Raw genomic sequence first — 17,883 nt, 5'->3', positions numbered from 1 at the left:
TATTACACCCCTTCCTATATGCTTGCTGGGTCAACAGCCCATGGAATATCTTGGATTTGTGCCCATCTTTCGTCACTGATTACATAACCAGTTTTTACTCCATGATAGGTATTTGGATAGTTAACTGCTGAAATACATTCCCATGTAGAGCTTAATTTAGAAGCAGTGTGTAAGTAGTCACCAGCACATTTCTGTAATTGAATGTTAAAGATCGATTCAGCAACATCTCTCATGCCGCCTCGGTCTAAAGCTTTAATAAAGTCAACCGCTGTTGCGCCACGACCCATTAAATCTTCAACAGATTTTAAGTCAGCGACAACATCACGGTCAGGCATGTCTTGTGATCCACGAGCATAAGTTGCAGCTTCAACTTCAGCATCAGTGATTTCGGTCAAGCCTAATTCTCTGAATAAGATCTGCATTGCGCGAGCGCCTTTAGCACGAGCAGCAACAACGGTATCTTCATCAGCAGGTTGTAAACCGGCATCGATTTTTAAGTCACGTTGGATTACATTCCAATCATCATAATCATCGGCATCCCAGTTAGAGCCTGCAAACATATTATCATAGTTAGGTGTAGCAGAGTAACCAGAACAGATGTAATCAGTTCCTGGTACCATTTGCATTAATGAACGCGCAACGCGTCGTAAGTCAGAGTGAGTAAAGGTCTGGTCATTAGAAGAAGCACACTCTAAATCGAGGCATGCTGCTAATAAGTTTTCAGCCAATACTTCGCGGATACCGCCCGGTACACCAGCTGGAACACCGATACAAGAAACTGAACCATTCTGGCTTCCTTGTACGCCGGCACCCTTAGTGATATATAAGCATCGCGCTTCAAGATAAAGCATTGATTTACCTTCAGCATAACCCATTTGTACTTCTGATCCAGAACCAGATGTAAAACGCATTTTCAAACCACGGGAAGCGTAGCTTGATGCTAAGAAAGCTTTAGAGTATGGAGTATCATCGCCATCCATGAAAACGGGTTCGGTACCATATACCGAAATCGTTTCAGCGTAAGCGGTGTAACCTTTCATACCAAGATCAAGTTCGGTCGCTTCTTCAACCGCACATTGTGTTAAGATACCGGGACGACCAACATTTGCGCCGACCATGATAGCAAGAGCATTAAATGGTGCATAACGACCGATACCGACGGTTGTTTCCATTTCATCAAATCCACGGATAGCAGCTTCTGCAGCATCAGCAGCGATTTGAACCATGTTATCTTTTACGTTGGTAACGTGACATTGGTTAGAAGGCATTAGACGAGCTCGCATTTTACTTTGAGCCATCATCATTTCCAACACGGTCATGTGACCAAGAACTTCGGTAATTTTAGCAGGCGTGATTGATGTTGTAATATCAACAACAATGTCTCTCGGCACATTAATATCAACAAGCATATTAGCAATTTTTAAAGAATCCATTGCCATATATTCTTGGGCTTTTTCTAAACGAATAGCATAGTTCGCGATGAAGGTATCAAGCATATCAAACTCAGCTCGTTTTTTTCCATCTAATTCAACAACCACACCATTTTCAACCACCAGGCTCGGTGTTGGATCTTGAGGGCTGTTCATTGCAATGAGACCTACTTCTGGCCATTCTTTAACAAAACCATCCTTTTTGACTGGACGAGCTGCTAAAGCTTCAAATCTTTTTGACTTCATAGTCATTATTCCTCCTTCTTTCTTAGAAAACTAACAACAGCTGCTTAAATATAAGGTGTTGTTACAGGTGGGCAAGGACCGCCAAGAGCTTCTAAAGCTTGTTTACCAACTTCTCTAGCTGCGTATACGGCTTGACGAACTGCGCCAGCGTCTCCAGAAATGAAGATCATTGATTCATTCGAGAATTTAGTACCACCATTATCAGGTGAAGCATAACCACAAAGTTCTACGTTAGCAGCTTTCAAAGCAGCATCAGACATTAATACGCCGATACCAGCTGGAGCACCAACAATGATTGCGAAAGCTTTTCCAATTGGAGCGCCTAATACCATATTACAAGCAAAACTTGCTCGAGCTGTGTATTGGAATTCCAAATGACCTGCAGCGTTTGCATATACATCTCCGAAGGTTCTGTTTAGGTCGTTAAGGGCAACTTCAACAGCACGTTTTGCATCAGATACATCTTCTGCACCAAAGATAATTAAAGAACCATGACCTGCGCCACCTTCAGTATCTCTTGCGAATTCACAAGAAACAACTTCGCAATTAGTCGCTTTGACAGCTTCATCAGCAGCAAATACCTGTGGACCAGCACCAGTTCTAGCAGAAAGAATACCGATAGATCTGTATTTAGGATCAATTTTCATTGCTTCGTGTAAAGTTCTGTCCACGTTTGCAATAACAAAACCAATTGTGTTACCAACAGCGGTTCCTACAAATTCGGTCAATCCGCATACACCTGTGGCAGCGGCAACTGAGCCAGTTTCTTCAACTTCACTCATTTTTTTCATAACTTCTTCCATCAACTTGTTCATTAAATCATCTTTCATTAATTTACACCTCCGTAATTATTAAATATTATAGACTTGGTAAAATTTTCTCCACATCACCGTGTGGTCTTGGGATTACGTGTACAGAAACAACCTGTCCTACTTTGTCAGCAGCCGCAGCACCTGCATCAACTGCAGCCTTAACAGCTCCAACATCACCACGAACCATAACAGTTACTAATCCAGAACCGATTTTTTCGTAGCCTACTAATGATACATTTGCTGATTTTACCATTGCATCAGCTGCTTCAATTACTGCAACCAGTCCTTTAGTTTCAATCATGCCTAAAGCTTCGTTTGTCATAAGCTCTATCCTCCTTAATTTCAAGATTTTGTTACTGAACTACCTCTATTTTAATTCAAAGTCTATGATAATTACTTGTGCTATTCTTATAAAATTATTCTAAGTTTCTCAAAATCACTCTGAAAACCTTTTACTATCGCTGTTTTTTGTATCTGTACACAAAAACATAGTGCAATATTTTGTCGAATCCCTGCACTTTAAAGCCAGCCTTACTTATTCTTTCACTAAAAAGAACAGGTCAACCATCAGGTTTTCCTGTTCTTCGTTTTTGCTGTTTTACTCAATTTTTATTCAAGAAACTTCTCGATGCTTTTCTGAATATTTTTCTTCATTGGAATGCGTATTTCCCGAATGATTTTCTTCCTCTAAAGCAATACTACGGCGCTCTTTCCGATACTCTGTCGGTGTCATCCCGGTGCTCTTTTTAAAAACCTTACTGAAATAGTTCGGTTCATGGTAAGAAAGATCCAGGGCAATATTGATAATCGGAACATCGGTATTTGCCAGCATATCTTTCGCAATTTCGATTTTTCGTTCCGTTAGGTAGGTTACGAAATTAACGCCTGTTTCCTTCTTAAAGATCTTGCTTAAATAATAGGAACTCATATTTGCATACTCGCCAACCTGATCGAGAGAAATGTCTTTATAGCAGTTTCGGTCAATATAGTTTAAAATATCTTCGATATTATTCTTTCGCGTTTCTTTATTATCCAGCATCCGGTCAAAAACCTTGTCGATGGTTTTCATGATCTCAATTTTTAGATCGTAGCGGTTCTTATAGCCACTGACAAATTGCATGTTGTTGCTTGAACAGAGCGGACTATTCAGCTCATAGCCGCACATATCCTGAGTGACAATATTAAGTTCTTCCATAAAGTGTTTAATTTCTGACTGGACCGACATAATATCATAGGTATGATAATCATAAATCATATCCAGATAGTTGATCAGTGCTGTTCTGGCATCGCTGTATTTTTTCTGAATAATTGCAAAAATGACTTCATTCATTTTTTCATCAAATCGTTCTTTCGCATTATTCTTTAAAGAAGCAATACTCTGATTGATCGAATCCATGAGTTGCTGGGGACGGATCGGTTTTAACAGAAAATCATCCACCCGGGCTTTAATGGCTTGATGGGCAAAATCAAATTCATTGAATGCCGTAATTAAAATGACTTTTTTTTCATGATCTTCTTTTTTGATCATTTTTAAAACATCAATTCCGTTTATCTCTGGAATATTAATATCCAGCAGGATAATATCCGGATTTAATCGACGGATTTCTTCAATGGCTACCAGTCCCGAAGATGCTTCGCCCACAACTTCAATATTTTCCCCATGCTGACTGAGAATGAGCTTAATCGCTTCAATCTCTAAGTGCTCGTCTTCTACAATAAACAGTTTATACATGATTATAATCCCCTCCCAGCTAGAGATTTACGGGGTATTTTAATCGTAATTTCAGTGCCCTTTTCAAGCTCACTTTTTATTTCAACCCCATAATCAACGCCGTAGTAATACATAAGCCGCTTGTTTGCGTTATTAATTCCAATTCCAGTATTCTTTTCCCGTCCGTCCGCTTCATAGGTACCATCCAAAATTTTATGGATGCGATCATCAGGAATACCCTTGCCATCATCGACAATTTTGAGAATGGCAATTTCTTTTAAAATATCAGCGGTTATTCTGACTTCGCCACCTCTTGCATTCGGTTCAATGGCATGAATAATGGCATTTTCGACAAAAGGCTGGATGGTCATAAACGGACATAAGATATCTTCAGCCATCTCATCCACTTCCACCAGATAATTTAATCGATTGCCCAGACGCATCTTCTGGATCGATAAATAATTTTGCACATGTTCCATTTCTTCTTTTAGCGTTACCACATTGTTCTTTTCTTTTTTCAGGGTGTAACGCATCATATCCGAAAACGCATAAATCATTTCCTGAGTTTTATCTGCCCCTTCCAAAAGTGCCAACCGGCCAATGGTATTTAAAACATTAAACAGAAAGTGTGGATTAATTTGAGCCTGTAAAGCTTTTAAATCAGCTTCTTTTAACGAAGCCTCGACTTCACTTCGCAGTTTAACCTCTTCCATTAATTCCAGGTTCTTATTATGCAATTCCTCCTGAATAATATGAATCATCTGTTTTTCTACCAGATAATTGGCAATGGTATAAAGCAAATCTGCTGCCGATCTTACCTGTGTTAATGTTGTTTTTAGTGTTTTGTCATATAGATCCATTATTTCAGGATTCTTTGAAAAATCGGTCAGTTCATGACTTGTACCAAAAGACAACCGTTTCATTTCTTCTTCATCAATTTTTACCTGGCCGGCCATAATGGCGCCAAGATAATTACCTTTGACCATGATCGGAACGGCAAGGTCGACCAATCCCCCATGACAAATGTAAATCGATGGTTTCCCAGATCGGGCTGACTCAATCCCGCCGTGGGCATCTGACTGAAAGCAACAATCCCGATTGCTACTTTCTTTTCTGACGCAGGTACAGTATTCTGAAAAATTACTGTATTCCGTAATCGGATTGCCTTTGTAATCAACAGTAACCGCAGCAAGCCCAGTGGCATCTGAAAAAGAATCCTGGATTCTTTGCAGTACCTCTACGTCAATAATGTCAGTAATCTTTAGTAAGACTCTCATATAACAACCCCTTTAGTCAATAATCCCATAATTCTCATTTGTTTCGATTCCCATTTGAGTAATATTATAACACATACAGGAATTTTTTGGCATTTTTTTTACCACTTTATATTATTTTGCTTTGCATCAGTATTATATTGCTGCGAATTTTTAAGTTTATTGGTGTTTTAGATAAATCAGGTATTTTCTTGACTGCGACAATTTGAACAATTCCGAATTTTATCGGTTACCTGTAACAAATCCGATTTTTTGTATTCTCGACCAAATAATCAGTACTTTTCCAATCATTTTATTTCAATTTTTTTAAAAAACCGAGAATTTGTCTGAACTTTTTAAAAAAACACTTGCAAAAAAAAGACACCTCAATTATACTGTAAAAGTGTCCTGAAAGCAGTATCATCTGGGGGTGTGGCGAAGTTGGGATCGCGTCTGACTGGCAGTCAGAAGGCCAGGGGTTCGAGTCCCCTCATCTCCACCAATAAGAATAGCACAAGAGAGCCGTTGAGGTTCTCTTTTTTTTATGCCCGGAGATCAGATATGATCAGAAAAGCCCTAGTCTGATGTTTATTTGGTGTTTATTTTTATAAAAATTTAGCCCAATAACAGAAGTTACTGAGCTTTACGGGATTTTGTAACTAGAATATGATCCAGGGCATCGCTGGCCTTTGCATCAGCCGAATTAATCACATGGGCATAGCTATTGCCCGTTGTGGATAAATTAGAATGTCCCAGCCGTGAGGATACCGTTTTGAGATCCACACCGCTAGCAATCAAAATGGATGCATTGGTATGCCTGAGTGAGTGCAGATGTACCGGCTTTAACCCATGTTTGTCTGTGAATTTCTTTAAATAACCCCCGATGGTGTCCAGGCTCATGGGTTCCCCGTTCCACCGGGTAAAAATAAAATCATGATCTTGCCACCGATCCCCCACCTTAAGGCGCTCTTCCAGTTGCCAGACCTTATAGGCCTTAAATAAATCAAAGACGAAATCAGGCAGCTTAATACTTCTTCTGGATTTAAATGTTTTGGTTTCCCCTTCAAACAGCCCCACACCGGCAATGTATTTTAAAGCCCTCTTCACTGTGATAATCTTATCATCGAAATCAATGTCCGACCATTTCAGGCCGCCGATCTCCCCACGCCGTAAACCACTGAATATTAGAAGATTAAGAGCCAGCTTATATTTTATGGGTTCCAATCCCTATCTTAATTTTTTATATTTTTTTATAACAACGTACCGGCGGTCAACTTTCTTATAACACGCAGGTCGCATGCGTGACCCCCCTCCCTTGAAATAATAGTTCTGGATTTATCAGTCATTGGATAGGGTTACCTCTTCCAACTATGCGGATTGTGGAAAAGTTTTTTGCCACTAAATTAGGCGATTACTTTATCTGAAAAATCAAAAAAAGACTTTTGCTCAAAAATATTCAAAAGTACCAGGGTAATTGGCTCCCGAAAAAACGTGAACCAATCTTGCTTTCCAATTGTGGCAAGGAACACCGGCGCGATTTTACGCCGATCTTGCCAGTCCTTTACTTTCAAGGAAATCAATGAATTCATCCAAAAATTAGTCATAATCCACATTATCAGGCAGTTCAACAACACCGCTTACTTCAATGTATCGGCTCATCGGTTTACATTCGGTTGGTAACGTGTAGTTTTTCCATAAGGGCATCTTGCAATACCCTGGAAACATTGACGTTTGCTTTATCTGCTTCAAGATTCAACCAATTGGGCAAGGTTACATTCCGTCTGACTGTTTTATTATCAAGTCGGCGGCGGTACTCAGTAAAGTCCACATCAACCAATGACACAATGCCTCTTCTATCAGTGGCAAAGGTGCCCTTTAAAGGATCAATTTCATTGAATTTTGAAGGTGCTGGAACATCTTCACCATCGTCTTGAATCGTGATCCCCTTTAATCCAATGGCATCACGGGCCATATCAATGGCATCGGCCATATCGACCCCCTCTGTCAGAATTCCCAAATCTGGCACCTCTACCAGAACAATTTCATCTGTTTGTGTGAAAATCACGGGATAGATGGCTTTCATTTGTTTATCCTCCTGGGTTTCTTTATTATACAAGTGGAAGCAGGGCTTTTATAAGCCCCATTTTCTCAAGATTGCTTTTGCCAGACGTTCATTGATTTCATTGTGTCGTGGGATTTCTTCTAAATCTTTACCTCTCCGGTAAACATCATGCTTTCCTCCATGACGATCAAACTCAAAACCAATTTTTTTCAGCTTTTTTATCAAGACTCTACGTTTCATAGTATCCTCCTGACGCTTATATTATACACACTAAATACACACTTGTCAATAATATCAACTAGGTAAGGCTTAATTTTTTCCATTAATTCCATTATTCCACAAAATAAAAGAGAGGCCTCTTCGGGTGGTCTTTTAATTTTCATTGAGCTCGTATACTATTAATTCAGTACTCAAATCATAACCTGTAAAAAGCTTACCACTCATAGCCTTATCCCCGACCACCCGCACAGTTTCGACTTCTATACAATCTATCTGATTAAAGAAAACTTTGTATGATTTTTCCAACTGTAAATATTCAAGTTTTCATTTTCTATCCCTGAAATACCTTAAAGCCCAATAATAAAAGTTACTGAGCTTTACGGGTTTCTATATCCATTGGTCACTATATAGGGTTTCCCTCCTCATCAATTTCTTGAGTGCCACCGCCGAAATAGCAGCCTTTACTTTCAAGGAAATCAATGAATTCATTCCAAAACTGGTCATGATACACGTTATCAGGCAATTCAATAACGCCATTAATTTCAATATATCTGCTCATTTTTTTGCTGGTCTCTTTTCTTTTGGGACAATGGCCAGAGTATAACCCAGCGGATCAAGGAGCTTGAAGAGGGTGTCAATTTTAGGGATTGATTTAAGATTCTCCAGGCGTGCAATGGCCGGTTGTTTTAATCCTGTTAGATCAGCAAGTTTTTGTTGAGAAAAACCGCTCGCTTCACGTGCTTCAATTAGTTTACCAATAAGGGCTACCTCAAATTCGACCTCTGCCCTTTCTGAATCGCTCATAAAATCAGGGTCATTATAAAGGTCGCTGAACTCTGTAAATTCTTCATTGCCTATTTTAATACTCATTTTTAGCACATCCTTTCATTAAAATCTTTCATGTTTTTTATTGCTTTGTCAATTTCTTTCTGTTGGGTTTTCTACGTTTTCTTATGGAAATAGTGTAGCAAAACAAAAGTATTATCTTTCCAGTAAAAGAAAAATATCCGGTCTGCTAAAGGTCTTAGCTCCCAGATGTCACCATCAATGTGCTTAACCGGTTGGGTTACCAATCCGGGTACCATATTCTTGTAATGATCGCATATAGGTAGTGATTTTTGTAAATTTGATACGATCTTGCTTACTGGTGCTGGATTTAGCCTTTAAACTGGTGAGATATTCCCTTACAGGCTCATTGCCTTTTAAATCTTTATAAAATATTACTTTAAACATATCAACCTCTTTATTTGATTGTATTATAACATATTTGTTATAATACGGCAATCTGTTTTAATTTTTTTCATTAATTCCATTATCCCACAAAATAGAAGAGGTTCTAAGAACCGCATAAATAGGATGTATGTGAATTATTTCCATTAATTCTATAAGTTTATAACATTTACAACATATATAACAGGGGCTACAAATTAATTTGCGACATTTACGACACGATTCAGAAAATAAAAAAGAAGAGGTCTTTGATTGAACCTCTTCTTACAGTCCTATAAAGATGTGCTGGATTTTCAGCCGATCTATTGGGGGTCTTGCTCCTCTTCCAGGTGGTCTTTATTTATGCCTCCAGGAACTGATTTTGGATAATAACACGTGGTTCAGATGATTATGCCCGGAGATCAGATATGATCAGAAAAGCCCTAGTCTGATGTTTATTTGGTGTTTATTTTTATAAAAATTTAGCCCAATAACAGAAGTTACTGAGCTTTACGGGATTTTATAACTAGAATATAATCCAGGGCATCACTGGCCTTTGCATCGGCCGAATTAATAACATGTGCGTATATATTCCCCGTCGTGGAATGATGCCGTGGAGAAACACAGTAAAATTTTAAATTGTAATGTTAACCTTGAAATTTATATAGGAACCAGTAATTTGAAAAAAATGTTAAGGTTCATATTTCTAAGAAAAACTCACCGCTTGAATTACATCCGGACAAATCAAACACCAAAAAAGGGCAAAGCGCTGGCCCGGGCTTCTGTTGTTTGGCTTATAAGGGTTTGGGGTTATGCGATATGGAGCTTTTCCATGAGTGCGTCCTGGAGCACCTGGGAGAAGTTGACATTCTTTTCAAGTGCAGCATCATTTAACCAGGAAGGAATGGTAAGTGTTTTCTTAACTGCTCTGGATTCAGTTCTTTTTTTATAGGCAGCCATATCAAATTCAATCACTACTAAAAACTGTCCCTCTTCCAGCTTGATGGCTTGTGGGTTAGAAGCCTGTGGAATCGGTTCTTTCTTATCCTCCATATAGGACAAAACAAGGCCCAACGCCTCAAAGGCCATTTCATAAGATTGATCTATGGTATCTCCACAGGTATTGCAGCCGGGAAGGTCTGGAAAGAACACGGAAAAACCGCCATCCTCTTCAGGAATAAAAACCGCTGGATAAAACAATTTCTTCATGGGTATTTCCTCCTTTATGGTTCGGGCTATTTCAGCCCGGCATCTTTTAATATTTGCTGTTCAGTGCCTTTTTTAAGGTCTTTTGAGTGATAAGGTACGGTGGTTCTTTTGCCGGTATCCGGATTCACAAAGAATTTATGGGAGCCGTTTTGGCGTTCCTCAATAAATCCATTTTCTTTTAGGAGCTTTATCATCTGTTTTGGTGTCATTGGCATTGGCTTAACCCCACTTCCTTATCATGATCTATTGTAACACGTGTTAATACGTGCGTCAATTGATTTTATAGTTGATTGTTTTAATTTTTTCCATTAATTCCATTATTCCACAAAATAGAAGAGGCTCTGAAAACCCCATAAAATCACGGGTTGTGAATTAATTCCATTGTCTCCATTTATTCCATGAGTTTATAACATTTACAACATATATAACAGGGGTTACAAATTAATTTACGACATTTGCGACATTTACGACATGATCCAGAAAATAAAAAAGAAGAGGTCTTTGATTGATCCTCTTCTTACTGGCCTGTAAAGGAGTTCTATTTTTAATCTCTTAGTATTCTTACTAAGTCATAATTTCTATACCGCTTATTTCTTTTCGCATATTTATCGGCATAAATCAACCCAGCTTCTGATAAACTACCTAATGCTTTTCTCCCAGTATTTGCAGATATCCCTACTTTTTTCGCTACCTCAGGTGCAGTTGTCACTGGCTCTGAAAATAAAAAAATCCAAACTTCTTCTTCAGTTTTCGTATTACATTTACTCAGTCCCTCCCGAGCCAACTTATCCACTTCCCCTAATTTTTTCAGCAAATTTTCAGACATTCTTTTACAAGCATTCAAAAAAAAGATTATCCAAGGAGCCCAGTCTGGATTATCCCCTCTCACCCCATTTAATAAATCATAGTAACGGCTTTTCTCTTTTTCAAGTTCTTCACTTACTAAAAAAATCGGTTCTGATATTAAGTCTTCCTTTATTAGATTAAGAGCAACTAATATACGACCTAATCGACCATTGCCATCTAAAAATGGATGTATTGACTCAAATTGGGCATGCATAATTGCTGTTTTTATCAAAGGTTGTGCTTTATAATCAAAAACAAAAGTATTATCTTTCGTTTTATTTTCAAAACTCGAATGCTTTTCTCCATTAATAAAAAATTCTAAATTTTCCATATATGAATCAATTTTATTCGCTTCTACAGGTAAATATACAGCATCTTCAATGCGGTTTGTAGGTCCAATAAAGTTTTGGATCTTCCTGAACTCTCCACTAGCTTGAGCTGTGCCGCTTCCACGATCCATAAGAATTTTATGAAGTTCTTTTATTAACCTTGTTGATATTGGATATCCCTGAGAAATTCTATCCGCACCTTGATTTAAGGCTGTCTGATAATTAGTTACCTCTATTATTTCCCATCTTGAGTGTTTCTTGTTTTTTTCCTCAATCATATCTGAAAAAGTAACTTGCGTACCTTCAATTCGTGTAGATTGTACAGATTCACTTAATGTCAAAACTTGAACTAGAGGATTACTAACAATAGAACAATCAAATTTTGTTTTAATTTGTCCCATTTTTAAGTTTGTCTCAGCTAAAATCTCAAAAATTTTAATAGCATCTGATTCACTTACTGAAACCGGTAATTTTGAAACACCTTTAATTGCCATAATACAGTACCTCACAATTTATCTTTTCGTAATTATAACATGTCATCAATATTAAATCTATATCTTGTATCTTTTTACTTAAAACTCGTTATAGCTCAGCATTCTAATATTTTTTCTCTTACATCACAATCAATCATATAACTCACTAATTCATTTTCTGTTGTTTATATCTCGAGCGGGAACCGCCATTACCGATACCAGTACAAAAACTTTGTTTGTGTACAAAAAGGGACTTTATTTATAACGCGAAGCCAGTGCTTCGATACGATTGACTAGTTCGGCTCTGATTTCGATCGGACCGACGCATTCACATTTAGGGCCAAATCCCAGTAGAATATTATATCCGTAATCGTCAGGGACAAACATAAAGTCAACCAGAAACGCATTTTTGCCCAATGGCTTAATCTGTTCTTCTCCACAGAGTTCCATCATTTTTTCATAAAGAGAAGCATCAACTAGTAGTTGTATCGGTATCAGCTTATGATTAATCCAGTCTCCACCATCCAAAGGTTTGGGAGAAAACGCTCTCGGTATAAACGAAGTTGTATCAATAACCAAATTTGATATCCGAAATAACTTAAATATACGGAAATCCTGTTTTTCCAGACAGTAAGCCTGTAAATACCAATGCGTTTCCTTTAACACCAGTTGGTATGGTTCAACTTGTCGATTGCTGATAATGCCGTTATTATTGCAATATGAAAACTGCAGCAGGCGGCTTTCTTTAAGTGATTGTTTTATTTGTTCAATGAATAAGAGCAACGATTTGTTGCCCATCCATGCCGTTAGGTCAATTGCGATCTGATTCGCTTTTATGATTTGCTTTTCTGGCAGCAGATTTTTAACTTTTTCAAGCGTTCCAGTCAACTCTTTTAAAGGTAGTGCCGTCGAAACACTACTTAATCCCATTAAGATGGTTTGTATGTCAGATCTGGTAAACAAGCTTTTGTCAATCTTAAACTCTGGTAAAATACCAATTCCACCTTCTGATCCCGTTGTGGTAAAAATAGGAATACCTGCTTTTTCAATAACCTCAATGTCACGATAGATCGTCCGCGGTGAAACCTCAAATCGATTTGCGAGTTTTGTGGCACTCATTTTTTCGCAATTTAAAAGCACCATTATGATTGAAATAAGACGATCGATCTTCATGTTTATTTACTCCCAAAAGATTAGTGCTCTAATTTTACAACTATGACATACTGCTGTCAAGGTTAGTGTGGTAGGCTTAGTATATCAAAAATTGGAGGTATTGAAATGGATTTTGTAAAGGAATATGACAGGATAATGGCAGAACAGGTGGAAATTGCTTTAGCAACCTGTATTGATGGATCACCCAATGTCAGAATTGTAAATTTTTGTTGCCAGGATGATTCGAAGGGGATTATCTATTTTTCTACCTTTGGTGATAATCAAAAGGTAGAAGAATTTGCTAAGAATACATCTATCGCATTTACAACAATCCCCCATGAGGGGAATGCCCATGTGCGGGTCAAACATGGGCGGGTCAAAAAAAGTAGCCGTACTCTTTACGACTTGAGTGCAGAATTCATTAAAAAAGTACCCGACTATGCAATAACGATTGAACAAGTCGGTGAACATCTCATATTGTATGAAATCGAATTTCACGATGCAGATGTAACGGTTGACTTGGAGAATATCGGCCATATTCTTCTTTAACGAATAAACATCGCGCAATTAACACGCAAATTTATAAGCTCAATGCTTCACCCCAGCAATCCACCAGTTTTTCCAAAGAATAGCTGGCATTGGCGGGACTGGTGGATGGTAGCTTGACAATAGCCTTCTTAGTCGCCTCAAAACAGTATCGGTTGTATAATTCATAAGCTTTGCCGCCGTTGGCAAAAATAGTTTTGATGTCAGTCTTATTTAATAGTAACCCCATATCATTGGGCACCACATTTTTAATGGAGCTGTCACTTGAGCCAATGATATCGCAGGAATAAATCACATCCCAGACAGCAATTTGGTTTTCTAGCAGCAGGGTCTTTTGATCTTCAATGGTGTCAGGGGTTGACCAGCCCACCAGAGCACTGATCACTTTCCAGAATCTATTTTGGGGGTGCTGGTAGTAAAAATCCCTTGCTCGGGACTTTACCGACGGAAATGTCCCAAGGATCAGGATTTTTGATTTTTTATCATAGACTGGTTCAAAAGTATGGGTTATTGGCATTTTTTATCCCTCTTCATCTCTTATAACATCATCAAGACCGCATCATAAAACTCCCGTGAATTTGTTGCAGATTCACGGGAGTTTTTATGCTTAAATTCGGATTGCCTGCGCCTCGGTCCATTGGGAAATGGTCTGATCCGGCGAATACTGATACAGATTGACGGTTTCAATGGCTGAACTGCCTTTGGGCGGTGTAATCACCACAAAGGTCCGAGTCGGGTAACCCTGAGCATTATCAATCCAGGTGCCACTGTTGGCATAAATGTTTTTTTGATGGTCGCGGTTGGTCATGGGGATAACATCGGCCACATGGGTATGGCCGAACACCACAATCCGTTTAGACGAGTCTAAATCAAAAAACTGAGTTTGAGCCTGAAAATCGGTAAAGGCAGGGACTGCTGCCTGGGTAATCGCATCTCTGACAGGGATTTTTGCCTTTATTCCATTGATGGTCTGACGCTCCTCCCAGGTATCCTGAATGTTGTGATAAAGCACGCCGCTAATCACTCCTGTTTCTTTATCTTGTTGAGGAATACAGTCATTAATGGAATAATTTTCTGTAAATCCATCAATATTAGTTTTTAACACCTTGTCCTCAAAGCTTTCTTTGACTGGCAACACCGATAAAATCGCTTTCCAGGTTTCATAGTACAAATAGGCATTAAATTGACTGGGGTCTTCTTTGTTGGGAATCATTTCCGGGAAGACATTGTCTGACTGGGGATGGCCCTCAACTACACAGGTGGTGGCAATACGGGTAAAGAAATAACCCGGCGGCAAAATAGTGGTATTATCGTTTGTGATCGCTCGGTTTGAAAGCGGGTCAGGGGTACAGAAAAAATTGTACTTGTGGCCATGCTCAATAACAATTTCTGAATTGGAACCGGTAACGTAGGTACCTAGACCCTGGAGTTCTGCTCGGGCCTGACTGATGCCCGGAAAGATTCGAGCCACATCGGCCTCAGTCAGCAATAAATCATGGTTCCCAGGAACATAGGTCACCTTGATTTCGCCGGCTTTGATAATGGCATTAAAGCCGTCAACGATGGCCTGATTGTTGGCCGCCACCTGATCAAAGAAAGCTGCTTTGGAATCCGGCATCTGATAATCCATCGGTAAAAACCATTCGTCCAGTAAGTCGCCGCCGATGACCAGTTCTTTGACATTAGGCGAATTTTTGACCTGGCCCAAGAAATCCACCAGCGCCTGTTTATTTTTTTCCAGCTCGGCAAAGGCTGAATCAACACCCAGATGAAAATCGCTGGCAATAATAATTTGGGTTCGTTCTTCGTTTAACTCCGGGTTGCCGGATAAATCAAAATCAATATTGGTGACGAAATAGCCGACATAATCGCACCCCAGCGATGCTTTGGTCTTAGAACCCAGGGTGCTTTTTATCACCAGCTGATACTCTTCCCCCTGGGCAAAACGGGTAATATCTTTATTATTAATTCGGATGGTTTGGGGATCATTGAGATCGATTTTTACCGCACAGATTTCTTCCACCGGATTTCCGGTGCTATCGATGCGATACAGCTTCACCGCATCAGCGATGGTAGATGGATCCAGTTCATCGCTAAATTTAAGCAAAATGGTTTGAATCTTGTCATTTACCGGTGGGTTATCTATCTCGTCTGACATTAACACATTGGACTCGATGGTCATCTCTTTTACACCATCCGAAATTGCTGTGTAGGCGCCCAAAATAGAATTGGCGATCTTTAAACACGCCAGGCTGAAATACTTTGTGGTTTTCATAATCATAACTCCTCTATAAATTTATTGTGGATTTGATTTTGACGAAACTGATCAATCATATGATTCTTTTGAAAAATTGTCAGAACTAACCCAAGGGCTCCACCGACTACTTCTATAAAGATAAATTAAACTGACAATTGCTCAGTGTACGGGCGAGAGTCTAGACCCCTTGACCATCACGGATCGACCTCTTGTTATAATACCTAATGCAACTTATATCGCTATTTCCACATCATTTTTGCTTGCGCTTCTGCGCTTCTGCCATAATATTCTTAAGCGTCAGCAATAAAGGATTGCTCTTGGTATTACTGAGGGCATCCTTAGAGTAGGTCAGCCCGGTCATCGAGTTGGCTTCACAGATGTAATAAGTGTCGTTTTCACCAAAGAGAAAATCGATACTGCCAAAGTAGATATCCAGCACAGCGGCAGCTCGTTCTGCGATGTTAATCACCTCAGCCGGTGGGGTAATAAATTGCAGATCACCGCCCTGAGAAAGGTTGGATTTAAAGTTGTCGCCATTGTCGCGGATATAGGCGGTTGAGAATTTTCCACCGCTTAGCATAATCCGCATATCCCGCCCTTTTGAGGCGGCGATACACTCCTGAATCAGGATGTGATCATCAAAATTCATGGCCGCATAAAGATCCAGAATGTTTTCCAGTTCTTTTTCGGTCTTAATCAGAACCACGCCTTTGCCCTTGCTGCCGTGCATCACCTTAACCACACAGGGTAATCCCAGCTCACTGGCAATAAAGGACGGCTTTGTTTTCGGGGTCATCAGCACCGTTTTAGGGAATAAAAAGCCCTGCTCAGCGGCGCCCAGTTTTTGAAAGGTTAACAGCTTGTCAGCGGTATTGTTCAGACTTTCAGAGCTATTGACACAAAGTACATTAAGGGATTCCAGCATTTTGACAACAGCCTTGCTATGATAGTTATTGCCGCCGAAAAAGGCTGACAGCGAAAAGTCCGGCACCTCTACCGCTTCGCCGCCGATGAAACAATGCAGACTGTCGCCCGGTTCGCACATCACCTGAACCTCACTGACATCCACGGTTCTGATATTGACCCCCATCTTTTCAATCAGCGCAATAATCGTCTGGATCGACGGTTCCGCCAGCGTTTCATGATTAACCAATAACCAACCTAGCATGTTTTTTCACCTTCTCGCAAGCGTTTTTTCCAGAGCGGTTCCGGTCTGTTTTTTACCTGCTTCATTAAATCCGCAAACATCACTTTGATGTCAAAGGCCACTCCCGGCATGGCATTGGCTTCACATAAATAGAAGGTATCATTTTCGCCAAAGAGAAAATCGACGCTGCCCATATTGATTTTAAGCAGCTGGGCAACCCTTTCAGCGGCCTCAATCACCGCAGCCGGTGGAGTATATTCGACGATATGACCGCCCTTGGCGAGATTGGAACGAAAGCTCTGTTCATTCTGACGGATAAATGATTTGACAAACTTACCGTTGGCCAAAATCATCCGTAGATCGCGACCGGAGGAGGCTTTGATACACTCCTGAATAATAATTTCATCGCCGATTTCGCTGGCGGTACTCATACTGATCAGGTTATCCAGTTCTTTTTCATTGTTAACCAGCACCACCCCTTTGCCCTTACTGCCATGCATGACCTTCATCACCACGGGATAATCAAACAGTTTACTGACAAAGGATGCTTCAGTATATTCCGTAACCAGCAGGGTTTTAGGAAAACAAACCGCTTCAATGGACTCGGCCACCAACTGAAAGGTCAGCAGCTTATCATCGACATTTTTGATCGCATCATACGAATTGATGCAGAGTACGCCCAATGATTCCAGCATTCGCAATGCTGCCGAGGTATGGTAGTTTTTTTCAGTAAAGAAGGCTGCCACCACATAATCCGGTACCGCCATGATTTCGTCCCCGACATAAAGTTTTCCGTCAAAGTCATGGTCACAGACCACATGGATCTGTAGCGGATCAACCACCGTTAGGTCAACATGTAACTCTTCCACCACCTTCATAATTTTCACAATTGAAGGATCTTCCATTTTTCCGGGATTTCTTAATAACCAACCTTTCATTCTAACCTCCTAATTTTATCTATCTACGTTAAATTTAAGTCTCT

At 39.7% G+C, this 17,883-nt stretch carries 21 protein-coding genes and 1 tRNA gene; 2 read left to right on the top strand and 20 right to left on the bottom strand.

All coding sequences use genetic code 11. The features are described 5' to 3' along the window. Positions 1–14: 14 nt before the first annotated feature. From U2P91_RS07140 to U2P91_RS07120, 5 genes are all read right to left on the bottom strand, one after another. A complete protein-coding gene (locus U2P91_RS07140; protein ID WP_026396057.1) occupies positions 15–1,676 on the bottom strand; it encodes a propanediol/glycerol family dehydratase large subunit in 1,662 nt (553 codons plus the stop codon). A 44-nt stretch (positions 1,677–1,720) separates the two neighbouring features. Then, positions 1,721–2,506, bottom strand: a complete 786-nt coding sequence (pduB, locus tag U2P91_RS07135; protein WP_111887725.1) for a propanediol utilization microcompartment protein PduB — start codon at positions 2,504–2,506, stop codon at positions 1,721–1,723. Between the two features lie 28 nt (positions 2,507–2,534). Beyond that, the gene (eutM, locus tag U2P91_RS07130) at positions 2,535–2,810 is read right to left on the bottom strand and encodes an ethanolamine utilization microcompartment protein EutM (protein ID WP_070371827.1); all 276 of its coding nucleotides are present in this window, start codon (positions 2,808–2,810) and stop codon (positions 2,535–2,537) included. Positions 2,811–3,101: 291 nt separating this feature from the next. Next, entirely contained in the window at positions 3,102–4,220 is a 1,119-nt protein-coding gene (locus U2P91_RS07125) for a response regulator transcription factor (RefSeq protein ID WP_111887726.1), read from the bottom strand. A 2-nt stretch (positions 4,221–4,222) separates the two neighbouring features. Further along, on the bottom strand, positions 4,223–5,476 hold the full coding sequence (locus tag U2P91_RS07120; RefSeq protein WP_322519315.1) for a PocR ligand-binding domain-containing protein: 1,254 nt from the start codon (positions 5,474–5,476) through the stop codon (positions 4,223–4,225). A gap of 402 nt (positions 5,477–5,878) precedes the next feature. On the opposite strand from U2P91_RS07120, the gene U2P91_RS07115 reads away from it, so the two are divergent. Beyond that, positions 5,879–5,954 (top strand) — tRNA-Ala (locus tag U2P91_RS07115). A gap of 131 nt (positions 5,955–6,085) precedes the next feature. Here U2P91_RS07115 and U2P91_RS07110 read toward each other — a convergent pair. From U2P91_RS07110 to U2P91_RS07060, 11 genes are all read right to left on the bottom strand, one after another. Beyond that, positions 6,086–6,676, bottom strand: coding sequence for a site-specific integrase (locus tag U2P91_RS07110; protein WP_322519314.1), 591 nt, complete (start codon positions 6,674–6,676; stop codon positions 6,086–6,088). Between the two features lie 439 nt (positions 6,677–7,115). Continuing rightward, positions 7,116–7,535 carry a type II toxin-antitoxin system HicB family antitoxin gene (locus tag U2P91_RS07105; RefSeq protein ID WP_322519313.1) on the bottom strand — a complete coding sequence of 140 codons (420 nt, stop codon included), beginning with the start codon at positions 7,533–7,535 and terminating at the stop codon, positions 7,116–7,118. 48 nt (positions 7,536–7,583) lie between these two features. Continuing rightward, the gene (locus U2P91_RS07100; RefSeq protein WP_322519312.1) at positions 7,584–7,754 is read right to left on the bottom strand and encodes a type II toxin-antitoxin system HicA family toxin; all 171 of its coding nucleotides are present in this window, start codon (positions 7,752–7,754) and stop codon (positions 7,584–7,586) included. A gap of 382 nt (positions 7,755–8,136) precedes the next feature. After that, positions 8,137–8,292 (bottom strand): hypothetical protein, encoded by a 156-nt coding sequence (locus tag U2P91_RS07095; RefSeq protein WP_322519311.1) that lies wholly within the window; start codon positions 8,290–8,292, stop codon positions 8,137–8,139. Continuing rightward, entirely contained in the window at positions 8,289–8,603 is a 315-nt protein-coding gene (locus U2P91_RS07090; protein ID WP_322519310.1) for a helix-turn-helix transcriptional regulator, read from the bottom strand. The genes U2P91_RS07095 and U2P91_RS07090 overlap by 4 nt, the downstream gene beginning before the upstream one ends. A 71-nt stretch (positions 8,604–8,674) precedes the next feature. Next, entirely contained in the window at positions 8,675–8,818 is a 144-nt protein-coding gene (locus tag U2P91_RS07085) for a type II toxin-antitoxin system RelE/ParE family toxin (protein ID WP_322519309.1), read from the bottom strand. Then, positions 8,787–8,966 carry a hypothetical protein gene (locus tag U2P91_RS07080; RefSeq protein ID WP_322519374.1) on the bottom strand — a complete coding sequence of 60 codons (180 nt, stop codon included), beginning with the start codon at positions 8,964–8,966 and terminating at the stop codon, positions 8,787–8,789. Before U2P91_RS07080 ends, U2P91_RS07085 begins: the two co-directional genes overlap by 32 nt. Before the next feature lie 786 nt (positions 8,967–9,752). Beyond that, positions 9,753–10,151: a type II toxin-antitoxin system HicB family antitoxin gene (locus U2P91_RS07075; protein WP_322519308.1), complete on the bottom strand. Its 399-nt coding sequence runs from the start codon at positions 10,149–10,151 to the stop codon at positions 9,753–9,755. 26 nt (positions 10,152–10,177) lie between these two features. After that, a complete protein-coding gene (locus U2P91_RS07070) occupies positions 10,178–10,366 on the bottom strand; it encodes a type II toxin-antitoxin system HicA family toxin (RefSeq protein WP_050740687.1) in 189 nt (62 codons plus the stop codon). A gap of 329 nt (positions 10,367–10,695) precedes the next feature. Beyond that, positions 10,696–11,820: a Fic family protein gene (locus U2P91_RS07065; protein ID WP_322519307.1), complete on the bottom strand. Its 1,125-nt coding sequence runs from the start codon at positions 11,818–11,820 to the stop codon at positions 10,696–10,698. A 234-nt stretch (positions 11,821–12,054) separates the two neighbouring features. Continuing rightward, positions 12,055–12,972, bottom strand: a complete 918-nt coding sequence (locus U2P91_RS07060; RefSeq protein ID WP_322519306.1) for a YafY family protein — start codon at positions 12,970–12,972, stop codon at positions 12,055–12,057. A 105-nt stretch (positions 12,973–13,077) separates the two neighbouring features. On the opposite strand from U2P91_RS07060, the gene U2P91_RS07055 reads away from it, so the two are divergent. Then, positions 13,078–13,500 (top strand): pyridoxamine 5'-phosphate oxidase family protein, encoded by a 423-nt coding sequence (locus U2P91_RS07055; protein ID WP_322519305.1) that lies wholly within the window; start codon positions 13,078–13,080, stop codon positions 13,498–13,500. Positions 13,501–13,531: 31 nt separating this feature from the next. On the opposite strand, the gene U2P91_RS07050 is transcribed toward U2P91_RS07055, so the two are convergent. From U2P91_RS07050 to U2P91_RS07035, 4 genes are all read right to left on the bottom strand, one after another. After that, positions 13,532–14,014, bottom strand: coding sequence for a DNA-deoxyinosine glycosylase (locus tag U2P91_RS07050; protein WP_322519304.1), 483 nt, complete (start codon positions 14,012–14,014; stop codon positions 13,532–13,534). 90 nt (positions 14,015–14,104) lie between these two features. Then, positions 14,105–15,772 (bottom strand): metallophosphoesterase, encoded by a 1,668-nt coding sequence (locus U2P91_RS07045; protein WP_162624465.1) that lies wholly within the window; start codon positions 15,770–15,772, stop codon positions 14,105–14,107. A 232-nt stretch (positions 15,773–16,004) separates the two neighbouring features. Then, entirely contained in the window at positions 16,005–16,922 is a 918-nt protein-coding gene (locus tag U2P91_RS07040) for an ATP-grasp domain-containing protein (protein WP_111887738.1), read from the bottom strand. Next, entirely contained in the window at positions 16,916–17,839 is a 924-nt protein-coding gene (locus tag U2P91_RS07035; RefSeq protein WP_111887739.1) for an ATP-grasp domain-containing protein, read from the bottom strand. Before U2P91_RS07035 ends, U2P91_RS07040 begins: the two co-directional genes overlap by 7 nt. Positions 17,840–17,883 lie beyond the last annotated feature (44 nt).

The organism is Acetobacterium sp. K1/6, from assembly GCF_034438075.1.
Classification (GTDB): domain Bacteria; phylum Bacillota; class Clostridia; order Eubacteriales; family Eubacteriaceae; genus Acetobacterium; species Acetobacterium carbinolicum.
This window is presented reverse-complemented; position numbering and strand designations above follow the sequence as displayed.

Bases quoted from the DNA above. Each gene is read 5' to 3' on its own strand.
- U2P91_RS07140 (WP_026396057.1), bottom strand. From the start codon at position 1,676: ATGAAGTCAAAAAGATTTGAAGCTTTAGCAGCTCGTCCAGTCAAAAAG.
- pduB (WP_111887725.1), bottom strand. From the start codon at position 2,506: ATGAAAGATGATTTAATGAACAAGTTGATGGAAGAAGTTATGAAAAAA.
- eutM (WP_070371827.1), bottom strand. From the start codon at position 2,810: ATGACAAACGAAGCTTTAGGCATGATTGAAACTAAAGGACTGGTTGCA.
- U2P91_RS07125 (WP_111887726.1), bottom strand. From the start codon at position 4,220: ATGTATAAACTGTTTATTGTAGAAGACGAGCACTTAGAGATTGAAGCG.
- U2P91_RS07120 (WP_322519315.1), bottom strand. From the start codon at position 5,476: ATGAGAGTCTTACTAAAGATTACTGACATTATTGACGTAGAGGTACTG.
- U2P91_RS07105 (WP_322519313.1), bottom strand. From the start codon at position 7,535: ATGAAAGCCATCTATCCCGTGATTTTCACACAAACAGATGAAATTGTT.
- U2P91_RS07100 (WP_322519312.1), bottom strand. From the start codon at position 7,754: ATGAAACGTAGAGTCTTGATAAAAAAGCTGAAAAAAATTGGTTTTGAG.
- U2P91_RS07095 (WP_322519311.1), bottom strand. From the start codon at position 8,292: ATGAGCAGATATATTGAAATTAATGGCGTTATTGAATTGCCTGATAAC.
- U2P91_RS07090 (WP_322519310.1), bottom strand. From the start codon at position 8,603: ATGAGTATTAAAATAGGCAATGAAGAATTTACAGAGTTCAGCGACCTT.
- U2P91_RS07085 (WP_322519309.1), bottom strand. From the start codon at position 8,818: ATGGTACCCGGATTGGTAACCCAACCGGTTAAGCACATTGATGGTGAC.
- U2P91_RS07080 (WP_322519374.1), bottom strand. From the start codon at position 8,966: ATGTTTAAAGTAATATTTTATAAAGATTTAAAAGGCAATGAGCCTGTA.
- U2P91_RS07075 (WP_322519308.1), bottom strand. From the start codon at position 10,151: ATGAAGAAATTGTTTTATCCAGCGGTTTTTATTCCTGAAGAGGATGGC.
- U2P91_RS07070 (WP_050740687.1), bottom strand. From the start codon at position 10,366: ATGCCAATGACACCAAAACAGATGATAAAGCTCCTAAAAGAAAATGGA.
- U2P91_RS07065 (WP_322519307.1), bottom strand. From the start codon at position 11,820: ATGGCAATTAAAGGTGTTTCAAAATTACCGGTTTCAGTAAGTGAATCA.
- U2P91_RS07060 (WP_322519306.1), bottom strand. From the start codon at position 12,972: ATGAAGATCGATCGTCTTATTTCAATCATAATGGTGCTTTTAAATTGC.
- U2P91_RS07055 (WP_322519305.1), top strand. From the start codon at position 13,078: ATGGATTTTGTAAAGGAATATGACAGGATAATGGCAGAACAGGTGGAA.
- U2P91_RS07050 (WP_322519304.1), bottom strand. From the start codon at position 14,014: ATGCCAATAACCCATACTTTTGAACCAGTCTATGATAAAAAATCAAAA.
- U2P91_RS07045 (WP_162624465.1), bottom strand. From the start codon at position 15,772: ATGAAAACCACAAAGTATTTCAGCCTGGCGTGTTTAAAGATCGCCAAT.
- U2P91_RS07040 (WP_111887738.1), bottom strand. From the start codon at position 16,922: ATGCTAGGTTGGTTATTGGTTAATCATGAAACGCTGGCGGAACCGTCG.
- U2P91_RS07035 (WP_111887739.1), bottom strand. From the start codon at position 17,839: ATGAAAGGTTGGTTATTAAGAAATCCCGGAAAAATGGAAGATCCTTCA.